This is a genomic window from Nocardioides sp. REDSEA-S30_B4 (assembly GCF_001627265.1).
Classification (GTDB): domain Bacteria; phylum Actinomycetota; class Actinomycetes; order Propionibacteriales; family Nocardioidaceae; genus Nocardioides.
In genome coordinates this window covers 42096-57502 of record NZ_LUPI01000098.1, presented here as the reverse complement: position 1 = coordinate 57502, position 15407 = coordinate 42096, and the positions used below count along the sequence as shown (strand labels likewise).

At 70.5% G+C, this 15407-nt stretch carries 15 protein-coding genes and 1 pseudogene; 8 read left to right on the top strand and 8 right to left on the bottom strand.

Annotated elements, in window-relative coordinates:
- The first annotated feature begins 12 nt into the window (after window positions 1–12).
- From A6R01_RS16920 to A6R01_RS16910, 3 genes and pseudogenes are all read left to right on the top strand, one after another.
- Complete coding sequence (locus tag A6R01_RS16920; protein ID WP_292608404.1) at window positions 13–1041, top strand: DUF4192 domain-containing protein; 1029 nt, start codon at window positions 13–15, stop codon at window positions 1039–1041.
- A gap of 11 nt (window positions 1042–1052) precedes the next feature.
- Window positions 1053–1208 (top strand): hypothetical protein, encoded by a 156-nt coding sequence (locus A6R01_RS16915; RefSeq protein ID WP_257424473.1) that lies wholly within the window; start codon window positions 1053–1055, stop codon window positions 1206–1208.
- Between the two features lie 1045 nt (window positions 1209–2253).
- Window positions 2254–3370: pseudogene (locus A6R01_RS16910) on the top strand (IS256 family transposase); the annotation flags it as partial.
- 413 nt (window positions 3371–3783) lie between these two features.
- Here A6R01_RS16910 and A6R01_RS16905 read toward each other — a convergent pair.
- Window positions 3784–4224 (bottom strand): flagellar basal body-associated protein FliL, encoded by a 441-nt coding sequence (locus tag A6R01_RS16905; protein ID WP_292608401.1) that lies wholly within the window; start codon window positions 4222–4224, stop codon window positions 3784–3786.
- A gap of 159 nt (window positions 4225–4383) precedes the next feature.
- Window positions 4384–5283 (bottom strand): cation diffusion facilitator family transporter, encoded by a 900-nt coding sequence (locus A6R01_RS16900; protein WP_179530440.1) that lies wholly within the window; start codon window positions 5281–5283, stop codon window positions 4384–4386.
- 68 nt (window positions 5284–5351) lie between these two features.
- Between A6R01_RS16900 and A6R01_RS16895 the strand changes: the two genes are divergently transcribed.
- The 5 genes from A6R01_RS16895 (at window position 5352) to A6R01_RS16875 (ending at window position 8794) form a co-directional block, all read left to right on the top strand.
- Window positions 5352–6017, top strand: a complete 666-nt coding sequence (locus A6R01_RS16895; RefSeq protein WP_292608398.1) for a thioredoxin domain-containing protein — start codon at window positions 5352–5354, stop codon at window positions 6015–6017.
- Entirely contained in the window at window positions 6014–6595 is a 582-nt protein-coding gene (locus A6R01_RS16890; protein ID WP_179530442.1) for a vitamin K epoxide reductase family protein, read from the top strand. Before A6R01_RS16895 ends, A6R01_RS16890 begins: the two co-directional genes overlap by 4 nt.
- A gap of 22 nt (window positions 6596–6617) precedes the next feature.
- A complete protein-coding gene (locus tag A6R01_RS16885) occupies window positions 6618–7394 on the top strand; it encodes a cytochrome c biogenesis protein CcdA (RefSeq protein ID WP_292608395.1) in 777 nt (258 codons plus the stop codon).
- A 17-nt stretch (window positions 7395–7411) separates the two neighbouring features.
- Complete coding sequence (locus A6R01_RS16880) at window positions 7412–7972, top strand: TlpA disulfide reductase family protein (RefSeq protein WP_292608392.1); 561 nt, start codon at window positions 7412–7414, stop codon at window positions 7970–7972.
- Between the two features lie 177 nt (window positions 7973–8149).
- Complete coding sequence (locus tag A6R01_RS16875) at window positions 8150–8794, top strand: DUF3152 domain-containing protein (protein ID WP_292608390.1); 645 nt, start codon at window positions 8150–8152, stop codon at window positions 8792–8794.
- 12 nt (window positions 8795–8806) lie between these two features.
- Here A6R01_RS16875 and A6R01_RS16870 read toward each other — a convergent pair whose 3' ends face one another.
- From A6R01_RS16870 to A6R01_RS16845, 6 genes are all read right to left on the bottom strand, one after another.
- The gene (locus A6R01_RS16870; protein ID WP_179530446.1) at window positions 8807–9769 is read right to left on the bottom strand and encodes a M56 family metallopeptidase; all 963 of its coding nucleotides are present in this window, start codon (window positions 9767–9769) and stop codon (window positions 8807–8809) included.
- Complete coding sequence (locus A6R01_RS16865) at window positions 9766–10128, bottom strand: BlaI/MecI/CopY family transcriptional regulator (RefSeq protein ID WP_292608388.1); 363 nt, start codon at window positions 10126–10128, stop codon at window positions 9766–9768. Before A6R01_RS16865 ends, A6R01_RS16870 begins: the two co-directional genes overlap by 4 nt.
- Complete coding sequence (locus A6R01_RS16860; RefSeq protein WP_292608385.1) at window positions 10125–12014, bottom strand: cytochrome c oxidase assembly protein; 1890 nt, start codon at window positions 12012–12014, stop codon at window positions 10125–10127. The genes A6R01_RS16865 and A6R01_RS16860 overlap by 4 nt, the downstream gene beginning before the upstream one ends.
- Before the next feature lie 146 nt (window positions 12015–12160).
- Entirely contained in the window at window positions 12161–12697 is a 537-nt protein-coding gene (locus tag A6R01_RS16855; protein ID WP_292608382.1) for a copper resistance protein CopC, read from the bottom strand.
- A gap of 179 nt (window positions 12698–12876) precedes the next feature.
- The gene (ccsA, locus tag A6R01_RS16850) at window positions 12877–13533 is read right to left on the bottom strand and encodes a cytochrome c biogenesis protein CcsA (RefSeq protein ID WP_292608380.1); all 657 of its coding nucleotides are present in this window, start codon (window positions 13531–13533) and stop codon (window positions 12877–12879) included.
- 254 nt (window positions 13534–13787) lie between these two features.
- Complete coding sequence (locus A6R01_RS16845) at window positions 13788–15389, bottom strand: cytochrome c biogenesis protein ResB (RefSeq protein ID WP_292608377.1); 1602 nt, start codon at window positions 15387–15389, stop codon at window positions 13788–13790.
- Window positions 15390–15407 lie beyond the last annotated feature (18 nt).

Sequence of the window (15407 nt, the reverse complement as noted above, 5' to 3'; positions counted from 1 at the left end):
AGGTTCGCTCCAATGGATCTCGTCGTTCAGTCCCCGGACGAGCTGCTCGCCGCGGTGCCGCACGTCCTCGGCTTCAAGCCCGAGGAGTCGATCGTCCTGGTGCCCTTCCGGCCCGGACTGCCGATCACCCGCGTCGACCTGCCCCGGACCGCCGCCGATCGCGAGGAGGTCTGGGACGCACTCAGCGGCCCGTACGGCCGCCACGCCCGGCCCGGTGCCCGCCTCGCCATCATCTGCATCACCGAGGACCGCCGCAGCGCCGAGCTGGCCAGCCAGCACCTGTCCAACCGTCTCCAGGACGTCGGCATCACCACCCACATCAGGCTGTGGTCCGACGGCGAGCGCTGGCGCGAGTTCAACACCGGCCAGACCGGGCTGCAGACCCCCTCGACCGCTGAGCGGATCGCGGCCGCGACCGTGCTCACCGGCGCCGCCCAGCCGGCCGCCAGCCGCGAGTCCCTGGCCGCCTCGATGGTCGGCGACCGCGAGCCCATCGCCCAGCTCCTCCCCGCGGCCCGGGCCGCGGCCGCGGACAGCCCTCCCGCCCTCGAGCGGGACTGGGCACTGGACCGCCTCGAGCAGTTCCACGCCGACGGCAACCGGCTCTCCGACGTCGACGGCGCGCGGATGCTGGTGGCGCTGGAGACGATCAGCACCCGGGACGCGCTCTGGGAGGACATGAGTCGGGAGAACTCCACCTTCCACATGGCCATCTGGACCGACCTCACCCGCCGCGGCCCGGACGAGGTCCGCGCGGCGCCGGCCTCCATGCTCGGCTTCGCCAGCTGGCTGCACGGCGACGGCGCCAAGGCCTGGTGCGCGCTCGACCAGGTGCCCGCCGACCGGCCCTGCTCCATGGCCGCCATCGTCGCCTCGGCCTTGCAGAACGGCATCCACCCCCGCGAGTGGGAGCGATACCAGACCCAGATGCGCGACATCGCCGCCGACCTAGACGAGTCCTTCGTCCCCAAGCCACCCGGCCAGCAGCGCGACATCCCGGGCACGCAGCCCGTCACCGACCGCCCGACCCCGGGCCGCTGAGGAGGACCCCGATGAACCACGACGACGACACCCCGGTGCAACACAGCGCCACCGAGCGACAGCTGCGACGCCTGGTCGTGCCCGAGCCCGCGGCCTACGCCGCCGACAAGCGCCTTGACGTCATCCACGAACCCGACCTCGACCTACTGTGGGGAGGCCAGGAATGAGCACCCCTCGCACCGACGTCGACGAACGGCGGAGGCCGCCCGGAATGTTGCACGCCACGGCGTACCGATCACGTGCTCGGAGGCAGCGGAACGGCTGCGACGCACCGTCGAACTGGTGTCCGGGCTGGTTTTCGTCCTCGACGACGACGGCATGTTCACTCCGTTGCCCAGCAGGAGATTCCCCGGTGGCAGAAGAGACCGGGTTCGCAGACTCTGTCGCCTGCGCTGCCGTTCACTACGCAGGCCAGCCCTACTACCCCGAGAACCCCCAGACCTAGCGAGTCGAGCTCGCGGTTCCCTGGGACACCGCAACTGCGCGGGTGCATCTGCTCAGCGCACCATTGGTTGCGCGGCTCACCGGCCCCACTCCCAGCTGCAACCAGAAACAAGTTGAAGCGGCGCGGCTACTGAACAGGCTCAGCGCCGACGTGGCCTTCGAGTTCTCGCGTGATCTCACTTGGCGCCTCGCGCTTCCGTGGACCGCCCCGCCGGGCTGCCATGCGGCCTTTGTTGTTGAGCCGTCTTCGAGGAGCCTTCACCGTTTGGCCTGGGACGCGGCTGCTCCGCAGGTCAGCGGGGTTCATTGGGAGCCCTGTCCCTCGCCAAGCCGGGCCTCGTACGACTGAGCGGCATCCTTCCTGGATCCGCGGCTCGCGGACGGAGTCACGCCTCATCAGGATGCTCCTGCGCAGTCGGCGGGTCCGAACCGTCGACAGAGACGATGCCCGGCCGAGGCGGTGGCACCGACCGCCGGAATGATTACGGTGCGTTTCCGCGCCGGACCGCCTCCTGACTGCCGCGAAGACCGGGAGTCGGTAACGGGTCGGGCGGGTCTGGTGCACGGATCGCCTGAGCTTTCACGGCTTATAGGCGGTGAAGCAGGCGGCCCCCGACCGCCTAGCCGGCGCAGGCTCAGTTGAGTCGCCGATAGTGGTGTAACGCGGTCGCCGAGATCGTCGCCGGCGTGTACGGCAGACGTGGGCGCGGCCACCGCGTGATCCTTTCGAGTTCACCTCCTACAGCTCACTCGAACGGAGTCATCACGATGACCGCTGCCCACATTGTCGACCCTGCGCGCCTGCTCGGCGAAGCCCTCGCCGAAGCGTCCCCGGATCTGATGCGATCGCTGCTGCAGACGATGATCAACGCCCTGCTGTCCGCTGATGCCGACGCGGTCCTCGGCGCCGAGTACGGCCGCCCCTCCCCGGGCCGGATGGCGCAGCGCAACGGCTACCGCCATCGCGACCTCGACACCCGGGTCGGCACCATCGATGTGGCGATCCCCAAGCTCCGCAAGGGCACCTACTTCCCCGAGTGGCTGCTCGAGCGCCGCAAGAGGGCAGAGACCGCGTTGATCACCGCGGTCGCGGACTGCTATCTCGCCGGCGTTTCCACCCGGCGGATGGACAAGCTGGTCAAGACCCTCGGCATCGACTCGCTGTCGAAGTCGCAGGTCTCGCGGATGGCCGCTGAGCTCGACGAGCACGTCGAGCAGTTCCGTCACCGCCCCCTGGATGCCGCTGGCCCGTTCACCTTCGTCGCAGCCGACGCTCTGACGATGAAGGTCCGCGAGGGCGGACGGCTCATCAACGCCGTGGTGCTGCTGGCGACCGGTGTCAACGGCGACGGCCACCGCGAGGTCGTCGGCATGCGCGTAGCCACATCCGAAACGGGTGCGGCGTGGAACGAATTCTTCGCCGACCTCACAGTACGCGGCCTGACCGGGGTCCGGCTCGTGACCAGTGACGCCCACCCCGGCCTGGTCGACGCGGTCGGAGCCAACCTGCCCGGCGCGGCCTGGCAACGGTGCCGCACCCACTACGCAGCGACCTGCTGTCGGTGACGCCGAAGTCGATGTGGCCAGCGGTCAAGGCGATGCTGCACAGCGTCTACGACCAGCCTGACGCCACTGCCGTGCACGCCCAGTTCGACCGGTTGCTGGACTACGTCGCCGAAAAGCTCCCAGCGGTCCACGACCACCTCGACGGCGCCCGGGCTGACATCCTGGCCTTCACCGACTTCCCTAAGGACGTGTGGACCCAGATCTGGTCCAACAACCCCGCCGAGCGACTCAACCGCGAGATCGTCGCCGCACCGACGCCGTCGGGATCTTCCCCACCCGCGAGGCCATCGTCCGCCTCGTCGGCGCTGTCCTGGCCGAGCATGTCTTCGCGTCAGATGTCACCTGATCGTGCAGAAGTCCCAACCGTGTCGCGTTGAGGCCCCGAAAACCACGACGAGGGCCGCCTCGCCAGGTCGCATCGGAGCAAGAAGTGGGAGCCAGGCGATTGACGCCTTTCCCGCGCTGCGGGCAAGGGCTTCACCACAGCCCCGCCGTTCCGCGAAGAGACGTCTGGCGCGGCACCACGGTAAAGATCGCTGCGCGCATCGCCGCCCCGGCGGCTGAAGGACGATTGCTGGCCAGCCTGGCCATCGCCGACGGAGCGGCCGTCTTGGGGGTGCCTAGGCGCCCGCTGGGCGTGGCGACCCGGCGTGGGCTGCCCGGCGCGACGACCCGGGCGACTTCGCGGGACCCGGTGTCGGGTCGAGTTGTGAGCCGACCGGGCGCGGTCCGTCATTGAGTCACGAACTCCGTGATGTAGACGTCAAGCACCTCGTCCTCGTACAGCTCGACGACCCGATCGACCAGGACCTCGCGGAGTTCTTCACGTCGCGAAGGCTCGGCTAGCCCCTCGACCTTCTCGCCGGTGTAGACGTTGATCAGGGCATCGAGTGCCTTGCTCCCGTCTAGTTCCTCGACCACTTCCGCTGACATCTGCAGGGCGATGCCGACGCGGAGGTAGTGACCGGCCCCCAGGTTGACCTGGATGGCCTCGAGGGCAAGTACCTCGCCCGGCTCCGGCTCCGCAGGCTCAGGTGCGGGACGAACCAGGAACCAGTAGCCACCACCTGCTGACGCTAGCAGCAGGACGACGAGGGCAGTGATCTTCTGTCGACCGGGAGTCTTCGCCACACCATCGTCTGGCGGGCTCGAGGCCGAGTCTTTCGTGGCCATGACTGGGGTCCCTTCGTCCGCGATCGGGGCCGGTGACGACCCGTGGGACCAGTCCGGCCCACGCACTCCATATTCGGTCGATCGTCTGGCCGCCTGAGGCGATCTACTACACGTACTAGTAGATGGGTGCCGCGTGCCCTGCCGGTCAGTGGACGCGCGTCACCACGTCGCCCGGTGGCACTCGGTGTCGGGGTCGACCTCCACCTGGAGCGTGGCGTGGCTGATGCCGTGGTCCTCCTGGAGCACTCGTTGGGCGGTCGCGAGGATGTCATCGGCCGTGGGCCCTGCCTCGACCACGAGGTGGGCGGTGGCGACCTCCATGCCGGACGTGAGTGTCCACACGTGCAGGTCGTGCAGGTCGCGGACGCCCGGAAGCGACTCGAGGTCGCGGATCAGGGAGTCGATGTCGAGCTGCGCGGGGGCGTGCTGTCCTAGCACGGCCAGGACCTCGCGCCCGAGCAGGAGCGCGCGCACAGCGACGAAGGCGGCAATGGCGACGGCCAGGAGTGCGTCCCAGCCGGAGCTCCCGGTCGTCAGCACCAGCACGCCGGCGACCAGCACCCCGACGCTGCCTAGCGCGTCGGCCATCACCTCCAGGTAGGCGCCCTTGACGTTGAGCGACTCCTGAGCGCCGGCCCGGAGAAGCGCGAGGGAGACAACGTTGACCAGCAGTCCGAGGCCACCGACGACCAGCATGGGTCCGGCCTGCACCTCGACCGGCTCCCCGCGGCGGGACCACGCCTCCACCAGGATGTAGGCGGCGACCCCGAGCATGACCAGGACGGTGAAGCCGGAGGCGAGGACCTCGGCGCGGTACGAGCCGTAGGTGCGCCGCCCCGAAAGGTCTGGACGGGTGGCGATGGCGGTGGCCAGCAGGGCCGCGCCTAGGGCGACCACGTCGGCCGCCATGTGACCGGCGTCGGACAGCAGGGCCAAGGAGCCGGTGAGGATTCCGACGGTCAGCTCGACCACGAAGAAGGCGGCGACCATGGCGAAGGTGACCGCGAGCCTCCAGCGGTGCCGCGCACCTGCGTGTCCGTGTGCGTGCCCGGCTCCCATGACGCGTCCCCTCGTCCGTGTTCGATCACTGGCTACTATCGTCCATAGTAGACATGAAGGGAACTCCCATGACCAACCAGAACAAGGCCGCGGTCGCGCTCGGCGTCCTCGTGACGATCGCGGTGGTAGCGATGCTGCTGGTCGTTCAGTCCCGCGGAGGTGACCAACCCGCACCGGTCGCGACCGGCTCGCCGGAAGAGTCGATGCTGGTCCGCGAGGACAGCCGGATCCTCGGGGAGGAGGGCAGCAGCGGAGTCGCCGTCGTGGAGTTCTTGGACTTCGAGTGCGAGGCGTGCGCCGCCGCCTACCCGGCCGTGGAGCAACTGCGGCAGGAGTACGCCGGCGAGGTCACCTTCGTCGCGCGATATTTCCCGCTGCCGGGTCATTTCAACGCCGAGCGAGCCGCGCGCGCCGTGGAGTCGGCTGCGCGACAGGGCGAGCTCGAGGCGATGTACCAGTGGATGTACGAGACCCAGGCCGAGTGGGGCGAGGCGCAGGTGCCGCACGACGACCTCTTCCGAGGCTTCGCCGAGGAGATCGGCCTCGACATGCAGCAGTACGACGCCGACTACGCCTCGGATGAGGTGGCCGCCCGGGTGCAGCGCGACGTCGACGACGGCCTGGAGCTCGGGGTGCAGGGGACACCGACGTTCTACGTCGACGGCGAGCCGCTGCAGCCGCGGACCTACGAGGACTTCACCTCCGCGATCGACGCGGCGCTGGCGTCGTCGTGACGGGGGACCAGCGCCTGGGCCTCGGCCTGGCCGCGGGTGGCGGGGTGGGCCTGGTGGCGGCTGCGGTGCTGCTCGTCGAGCGATTCCGGTTGGCCGACGACCCGGCGTACATCCCCTCGTGCAGCGTGAACCCGGTGCTGAGCTGCGGGTCGATCATGGAGTCGTGGCAGGCCGCACTCCTGGGCTTCCCCAACCCGGTGATCGGCGTGGCAGCCTTCCCTGTGGTGATCACGACAGGGATGGCGCTGCTCAGCGGTGCCGTGCTCGCGCGCTGGTTCTGGCAGGGCCTGCAGGTCGGGGTGCTCACAGGGCTGGCGCTGGTTGGGTGGCTGGTGTTCCAGAGCCTCTACCGCATCGGCGCGCTCTGCCCGTACTGCATGGTCGTCTGGGCCGTGGTGTGGCCGATTGCGTGGTACGTCACGTTGCGCAATCTGCGCTCCGGGGCGCTGGGGCGCTGGGGCGCGGAGTCGCCCGTGGTGGCCCGCGCCCAGGAGTGGCACGGCCTAGTGACCCTCCTGCCGTACGCCGCGGTCATGGTTGCCGTCCTGGTCCGCTTCTGGTCCTTCTGGACCGGGTGATCGACATGCAGGGAGAAGCCCAATGAACGGGGGGGCACAGGGAGCGATCCTCGACGGATCCATGGTGCTCGCGCTGCCGGTGGCCGCGCTGGCCGGTCTGCTCTCCTTCTTCACGCCGTGCTCGCTCCCCCTGGTGCCGGGCTACCTCTCCTACGTCGCCGGGATGGCCGGCTTCGGTCCGGAGAGCGGCGAGGCCGGGACCCTGCGTCCGCCGAGGGCGCGTCTGGTGCTGGGCACGGCATTCTTCGTGGCGGGCTTCGCGCTGGTGTTCACAAGCTACGGCGTGGCGCTGGGCTCCCTCGGGTCCCTGCTCCTGGAGCACCAGGAGACGGTGTGGCGGGTCTCGGGCGTGGTGACCATCGTGCTCGGCCTGCTCTTTGCTGGCGCTGCTGCGAGGGTGCCGGGGGTGCGCCGCACCCTCCGCCCGCGCTTCGCGCCCCGCGCGGGCCTGGCAGGCGCTCCCGTGCTGGGGGCCGTCTTCGCGGTGGGCTGGACCCCGTGCATGGGACCCGCCCTGGCCGCAGTCCTCACGCTCTCGACCTCGGCTGCTTCAGCCGAGCGAGGCGCGGTGCTGTCGCTCGCCTACGCGCTGGGCCTCGGCCTGCCGTTCCTGGTCGCCGCCTTCACGGTCGGCTCGGCTATGAAGGTCTTCACCGGCGTACGACGGCACGCACGCAGCATCGCCGCGGCAGGCGGCTCCATGATGGTGGTCCTGGGGGTGCTCCAGGTCGCAGGGGTGTGGGCGGTGCTGGTCGCCTCCCTGCAGGGCCTCATCGTCGACTGGCAGGCGCCGCTGTGAACCGCTGGGGTCGAGCCGTGGTGCTCCTCGCCGTCCTTGGCGTGCTCGTCAGCGCCGTGGCGCTGGCCCTGGCGTTGCGGCAAGCAGAGGACGGTGGGGGGCGCGGTCAGTCCACTGACCTGGTGCAGCAGTTCCTACCGGAGGAACGTCGCGTTCTCGGGGACTTTTCTGTGGAGCTGCTCGACGGTCGCCGGTTCGACCAGTCCGACCTGATCGGGACGGTGAGCGTCGTCAACGTGTGGGGATCGTGGTGCGGACCCTGTCGTACCGAGGCCCCTGACCTCGTCCGGGTGGCGCGCCGGCTAGGAGATCGGGTGAACTTCCTGGGGATCAACGTCCGTGACAACCCGGCGTCGGCGCAAGCATTCGAGCGAGCCTTCGAGATCCCCTATCCCAGCGTGCATCCGGACGACGCCGGTACTGCGATCTTGGCTTTCGACGGGGCGTTGACCGCGGCGGCGGTCCCCAGCACCGTGGTGCTCGATGAGCAGGGCCGGGTCGCCGCGCGGGTCGTCGGCCCGGTGGACGCCGCGACGTTGCGCGGCCTGGTCCTCGACGCCCTCGGTGCCTCGAGGTAGGTCGTGAGGTCGAGATCGTTGAGGGCCCACCCCGACGGACCGCGGCACAGAGCGGGACGGGCGGCGCGTTCGTACCGGAGTGCCCGCGCCGGCCTGTTGCTCATGGTCCTCGCGACGGGGGGTGTCCTGGCTGGTGCTCCGCTGTTCTCCGGCGTGAGCGATCGCGGTGCGCTACCCGTGGACGTCGACCAGCCTCGTCGACCCGACGCGCAGGTCGGTCCTGGGCTGGTGGGGGCCCAGCCCGTGCACCCCGGCGCCGTGGTGAAGCGGAAGGAGCCGCGAGCGGTGCCTGAAGCCGGCTCCGGTGAGTTCGAGGTCGCCGCAGCCCCGGACCTCCTGCCGGGCTCTGCCGACGTGGCCTACACGGTCGAGGTCGAGCGGCCACTGCCCTTCACCCCGGCCGAGGTCGCGCGCGAGGTCGAGGCCACGTTGAGGGATCCCCGGAGCTGGGGAGGCAGGTTGGGAGTCACCCTGCGCCGGGTCGAAGCAAGGCCCGGTCTACGCATCCTGCTGGCCACACCTGCCACGACCGATGCCCTGTGCGCTCCGCTCGACACAGCGGGGCGCGTGTCCTGTCGCAACGGCCCGCTGGTCGTGCTGAATGCGGTGCGCTGGGCCTCGGCGGTTCCCTGGTACGCCGACGCAGTGTCGAGCTATCGCACCTACGTGGTCAATCACGAGGTGGGGCACGCGCTGGGGCGGCCACACCAGCGGTGTCCGGGGCCGGGATCGCCGGCACCGGTGATGCAGCAACAGACCTACGGGCTGCAGGGGTGCCGACGGTCGGTCTGGCCGTCCCCGGCCGAGGTGGGAGGAAGCTGAGGTCCGGGCAGGTCAGGGACGGGCGACCGCTGCGGCGTCCAGCCGGCAGCAGTCGCGGGTCGCGGCCTCGATGCCGGGGGCAGCCGCGAGCGCGATGGGCATGGCGAGCACCACGCCGATGGCCGGAGCGACGAGGACGCCGGTCCACGACCTGCGTGCCGGGGTGGCTGCGAGCCGCCTGACCCGCTGCACCGATGCGGTGTCGCTCGCACCGAGGGCTACCTCCGGACGCGCGCCAGCGCCCATGGTGACCAGGGCGCGGGCCAGGTCCCGCCGCTCGGCAGCCGTGCTGGCGCTGTCGTCCGCCGACATCTCCACGAGGACCCGCACGCGCACGGCCGCGAGCCGGAACAGGGGCACCGCCGGGAAGGTGCGCAGCAGCGCCTCGGCCAGGACGATCGGCAGGTGGTGGCGTGCCGAGAGGTGTCGATGCTCGTGTCCGACCACCAGTCTGCGCTCGGCATCGGTCAGGAGGTCGACAGCGGCGCTCGAGAGCACCACGGCACCAGCCCGGCCGGGAAGGCAGTAGGCAAGGGGTACGTCGGTGTCGATGATCGTGAACCCGTCCGGGTGGGTATGGCCGACGAGCTGGAGGTGCGCTCGCTGGCGGCGGCGACGGGCGCTGTCACGCAGGCTCAGGCGTACCACTGAGAAGCCGAGCGCCCCCAGGAACATCCCGACCGCGGTCAGTCCCACGATCCCGGGCCATGCCCCGAGCGGGGTCTCGTAGTGCGCGATGACCACGGGTGAGTGGGAACCGAGCTTGTCCGCGAGATAGGCCTCGAGCGGTAGCCAGGGCAGAGCGAGGACGACTCCCGCCAGGGCGGCGGCGAGCACGACCGAGAAGGAGACGGCCTGCCAGGCAAGGACGCCGTTGCGCGGGGAGAGGTACTGCCAGGACCCGCGATCGATCAGACGACCGCCCCAGGTGGCGGCGATGACCGCCCAGGTGAGCAGCAGCACGGCCGCGGTCACCGGTCGGTACCGTCGTCCAGCAGGGCGGCACGAAGCTCGTCCACCTCCGAGCGGTCCATCCGGTCCAGCAGCTGGAGCAGGGCCGCGGACCGGTCCTCACTCGCAGCGAGGACCTCGTCGAGCAGCATCGCCGTGTGCTCCTCGCGACTGGAGATGGCGGCGTACAAGTAGGCCTTGCCGTGCTTCTCGCGTCGGACGAGTTTCTTTGAGTGCAGCTTGTCCATCACCGTCATGACGGTCGTGTAGGCGAGTGGCCGCTCCCTCACGAGGTCCTCGAGCACCTCCCGCACCGAGACTGGCCGGCCCCACGTCCACAACCGGTCCATGACCGCGGCCTCGAGCTGACCCAGCTGTCTCATGATCGATCGGCCTCCTCGGCAGTTCCAAGGACCGCCGTGCTCTGGGATGGCTGCATCGTATCCGTCCTGGCGGACAGACCTGCCAGGTAGGCGTTGTAAGCGTGTAGCTGACGGTCGCCCTCACGCGCCTCGCTGCGGTCGAAGCGTCGTCTCTCGCGCCGGTCCGCGGAGACCCAGGAGACCAGAAGGGCGACGGCGATGACGGCGAGGGGATATTCCCCGAGCAGCCATCCCAGCGATGCTCCGAGGTACTGGTCATCGGCCAGGGAGTCGCCCCAGGTGCGCCCTAGGGCGGCGTACCACTCCTCGGCCAGAACCCGGGTGCTGGCCATGAGGCTGACCGAGAAGAGTGCGTGGAAGCCGAAGGTGACCATCACCAACAGGGTCCTGATGGGGTAGGTCGGGCGGCGGAGCCCGGGATCGATCCCGACCAGGCACTCGGCGAAGAGGTACCCCGAGAGCAGGAAGTGGAGCGTCATCAACACGTGGCCGGTGTGGGTCTCCAAGGAGAGCTCGAAGAGGGAGGAGTAGTAGAACGCGACCATGCTGACCACGAAGAGTGCCGAGGCCACGATCGGGTGCCCCAGCAGCTGCGCCGGGAGCGAGTGCACCGTCTGCAACAGCCACTCCCGAAGTCCGCGCGAGCCGTCGTCGCGCCGGCGCAGGGTCCTCAGCGCGAGGGTGACCGGTGCCCCGAGCACTAGGAAGACAGGCACAGCGGTCGCGATCGTCATGTGCTGGATCATGTGCATGCTGAACAAGACCCGTCCGTAGGTCCCGGGAGGCCCGTTGGTCGCCCACAGGAAGAGCACGCAGCCAGTCAGCCACAGCGCCGTGCGCCACCAGGGCCAACGCACTCCGCGGGTCGCGAGCCTCCGGACAGCCAGGACGTACCAGACGGCGGCCGCGAGTCCGAACGGCAGGAAGAGGCTGTCGATGCTCCAGCCGGACCACCACGCCCCGGCGTCGAGGGGCGGTGGCAGCGACGAGCCGAGCATCGCCTCGGCGGCGGTCAACGGACGGGGCGACCCGGAGGGGGCCGGAGGAGCGGTCCGCGTCAGCGCCACGCCCGTGCCGGCAGCACCCACGAGGATCGCGGCCTCCAGCGCGAGGACCCTCCAGAACCGGGTGCGCCCGCCCAGATCGGCCTCGCTGGCCAGCCGGTGTCGTTGGCGGTGCCCGAGACCGGCGAGCACGACCACAGCCGCGAGCTTGAGCCCGAGCAGCGCGCCGTACGTCGACACGATCGCGCCGGGCGAGGGCAGCCGTAGCGCTGCGCCGAGGACACCGGAGACCGTGACGAGAAGCAGCCCCCACGTGGCGAGGGTGGAGAAGTGACGGATCGGCGCCCCGGCGCCGGTGCCCAGGTAGGGGCGAAGCAGGACCAGCGCCAGCAGTCCGCCGGCCCAGACGCCGATGCCGACGAGGTGGAACATCTGCAGGTTGACTGCGTCGATGTGCTGCAGCGTTCCCGCCGCATGCCCGGTGAGCGCCATCGGCCAGAGCCCGGCGAGCGACAGCAGTGCGGCCACGCCGAGGAAGGCGACACTCGAGGCCAGCGCACAGGTGGCGGCCACGGCGGCGGCAAGCACGGCCCCCCACAAGAGGTATTGACCGAGCTCGTAGCTGGTGGCGAAGAACGCCGCTTGCTCCCAGAACCCGGGTGCGTCGAGCCGGCTCCCTGAGGCGTCGGAGTAGACAAGGCCGATCAGCACGAGGTTGCCCGACAGCCAGGCGGCGGCCGATCCTTGAGCCAGCTGCACCGCCCGGCGACGCACGCCGGTCACGCTGCGCTCCGACGAGCCTGGCTCGGGTGCCAGGCACGTGGCCGCGACGACCAGGAGGCCGACGGTGAGCAGCGCAGCCATGTCACGAAGGGCCTGCACGACAGGTAGTCCGATCCTCGTGACCGGCCCTGGCTCGGGCAGCCCTGCGATGCCGAGTGGGGCGAGCGCGCCGGTCGCCCACGCCACCAGCAGGGTGACCGCGACCCACCATCCCGCGAACGCGAGCAACCGCGTCCCGGCCCGGGTCACTGCTCGGCCTTCCCGTCGGTGGCTCGGCTCTCGGATCGCCCGGTGCGCGAGGAGACGACGGCGGAGAGCAGGACCAGTGCGACCAGGCCGGCGGCGACCCAGGCGCCGGTGCCCAGGCCGGTTGCGGACGCCCCATCGGAGGCGGGGGCTGTCCGGGAGGGGGGCGTCGGAGTCACCGGAGCGGCTTCGGGGGTGGTTGTCTCAGCGGCACCCGGTGTCGGAGGCGAGCCTGCGTCGGGCGCGATGGTGAAGGTCGAGGTCCCGGCGACGGGGTGTCCGTCAGCCGACGTCACGCGGTAGCTGATCCGGACTCGGTGGTCCGTCGTGGGATCGACAGGCTTGAGGGCACGCAGGTCCCCTACGACCTCGGTGCTGCGGAGGCCAAGCCCGAGAGGGACCCGGGTGCCGTCCTGGCCGTCGACCGAGACCGAGACGGCGCTGAGCGTCGGGTCGATGGCCTCGGTGAAGGCCAGCACGACCTCCGGTGGCCAGCCGCCTAGGACCCGGCTGCCCTCAGCAGGGGTGATCGACACCAGGTCGGTGTGCGCCGATGCGGGCGGAGTCGGCCAGGACAGGAGGATCAGGGTGGCTATGAGGAGGAGTCGCCGCGTCATAACCGGCCCCGTGCGATGAGGTAGAGGATGGCGAGCGTCGACCCCAGCGTGAAGGCACCGATGACGAGGGTCGAGACGAGGTCTTGGCCCATGCGACGTCACACCCCCGCGTAGGAGTGCAGGCCTGGGATCCAGATGTTCACTCCGAAGAAGTTGAAGAGGAAGGCCGCGAACCCGGCCACGGCGAGCCACCCGGCCCGACGTCGCCACCCGCCGGTGGCCAGGGCGTGCAGATGAGCGGCGTACAGCACCCACGTGATGAAAGCCCAGGTCTCCTTCGGGTCCCACCCCCAGTAGCGACCCCAGGCGTTCTCGGCCCACACGGCCCCGGCGATCACGGCAAAGGTCCAGATGGGGAAGGCGACCAGGTGGACGGTGTGCGCGAGGTCGCCGAGCTCGGAGCTCCCGCGCCCCTCGCGACCACCGCGTGAGAGCACCATCTGGGCCAGCGTCGCCAACGCCCCCACGGTGAAGAGCGCACCCGCCACGATTGCTGCGGCGACGTGGACCACGAGCCAGGTGGAGTCGAGCACAGGCACCAGGTCGTCGACCGGGGTGTAGAGGGAGGTGACCGAGACGCCGAGCAGGACGAGCACCAATGCCGCGACCCAGGGGGCCACGACATCGACCCGGCGACCGCGACGGACCACGAGGAAGGTGACGGCGACCGCCGCGGAGGCGGTGAGGCCGAACTCGTACATGTTGCCCCAGGGGACCCTGCTGGCCGCGAGACCCCGTGCGACCACGGCTGCCACGAGGAGCACAGCACCCGAAGCCATGAGCCACGTGCCCGCGGGGCGCAGGGCATTTGCCCTGTCGCCCGACGTGACGGGCGCGGGGCTCGCGGTGAGGGCCTCGGGACCGCCCACGAGTATGGGCGCCGGTGCACGGCCAGCGGACCGTGCGGCGAGGGCCGCGGCCACGGCATAGGTCACCAGACAGGCGGACAGGGCAGCCAGCGAGGCGAGGACCAGTCGGTCCGACCAGAGTGCCATCTCGTCTGCTTGCATCACGTCGCGCTCTCCGGGTGGTTGTCGGGATCGTGCTCGAGCGCGGCGGTCAGGGCCGCCGAGTCGCTGTCGGCGCAGCGACGACGCCCGAGGTGGCGCCACCCGCCCTCGACCGTGGCGTCGTCGACGCGGCGGACCCAGACGCGCCGCCGCGGCACGCCGAGCGAGACGCTCAGGCCCATGAGCAGGAGCAGCGCCGCCACGAGCGAGATCTCCTTGCCCGGGTCTCGGGCCACCTGGAAGTTGGCGAAGCGGGTCACGCCGTCGAAGGTGACCGTCCCCAGGCCGTCGGGCAGTCGGACGGTCTCGCCAGGGGCGATCGTGGCCCGCCATCGGTCCCCGTCGTCCCCCGTGACCTCGACCAGCCCGTCCAGGTCGAGCGTGTAGACCGACTGAGCCCCGCCGTCATCCAGTCCGAGGTCACCGGAGTAGGCGGTGAGCAGGAGCGCCGGATTCACCAGGCCGGGGTATGCCGACACGTCGATCCCGTCCGCCCCTCGGGCCGCGGTCGGCAGGAAGAGACCCTCCAGTGCCACGGGGGTCGGTCGAGCGTCGGGTACCTTCACGACCCCGTCGGAGGTGAACGCCTGATCCTGCGGAAGGAAGATGACAGGACCGGATGCGGCCACGTCACCGCGGCCGTCGCGGACCGTGATCTGCGGGGCGTACCCGTGACCGGTGAGGAAGAACTTGGTCCCGTTGGCGTCGAAGGGCTGGTTCGGTCGCACCTCGGTGGTTCCCGCGCCGTCGGACGTCACCCAGTCCAGGATCGCCGTGAACGAACGGGGCTCTCCCAGCCGTGGTCCGCTGGTCTCGAACTGTGCATCGAAGCTGCGCAGGGTGAACTCGAGAGGTTCCAGGTCCGCGGGATCGGCCAGGGGGGCGCGGGTCAGGGCGTCGTAGGAGGACGCGATGTTGGTGAACGTCGAGCCCTCGACGACAGCCACGCGCCCTTCGTAGCCGAACAATCGACCGCCGGCCACCCCGACGAGGAGGACCAGGAGCGACAGGTGGAAGGCGAGGTTCCCGAGCTCCCGGACGTGGCCCTTCTCGGCGCGGACCTCGCCGTCGGTCTCCACCACCCGGAAGCGCCGAGACCGCAGGTGCGCGGCGGCAGCCGTCAGGGAGGCCGAGGCCTCCTCGACCGTGAGGCGAGCGTGAGCGTCCTCGCGCTCCAGCCTGCGGGGGGCCGCGGGCGGCTGCGCCGTGACCTCGCGCCACAGGCAGGCACATCGAGGAAGGACGCACCCGGTCATGGAGACCAGCAGCAGCAGGTACACGGCGGCGAACCACGGGGCCGCGTACACGTCGAAGAGGTACAGCCGGTCCAACCACGGAGCGAGGTTGGGGTTGTCGCGGTAGAACAGCGCGACAGCCGCGGGGTCGCTCGCCACGCCACGCTGCGGGAGCAGCGAACCCGGCACCGCCGCGACCGCCAGGAGGATCAGCAGGACGACGGCGGTGCGCATGGAAGTCAGTCGCCGCCAGGCCCAGCGGCCCCAGCCCATCGAGACCCGAGCGGGCTCCGGGGTCCCGCGATCCGGTGGCGTCGCCGCACGGGGGCCCTGGTCCGACTCGGCGGTGACGGGGGACGACCTCACGTGGTTCATACTATCGGC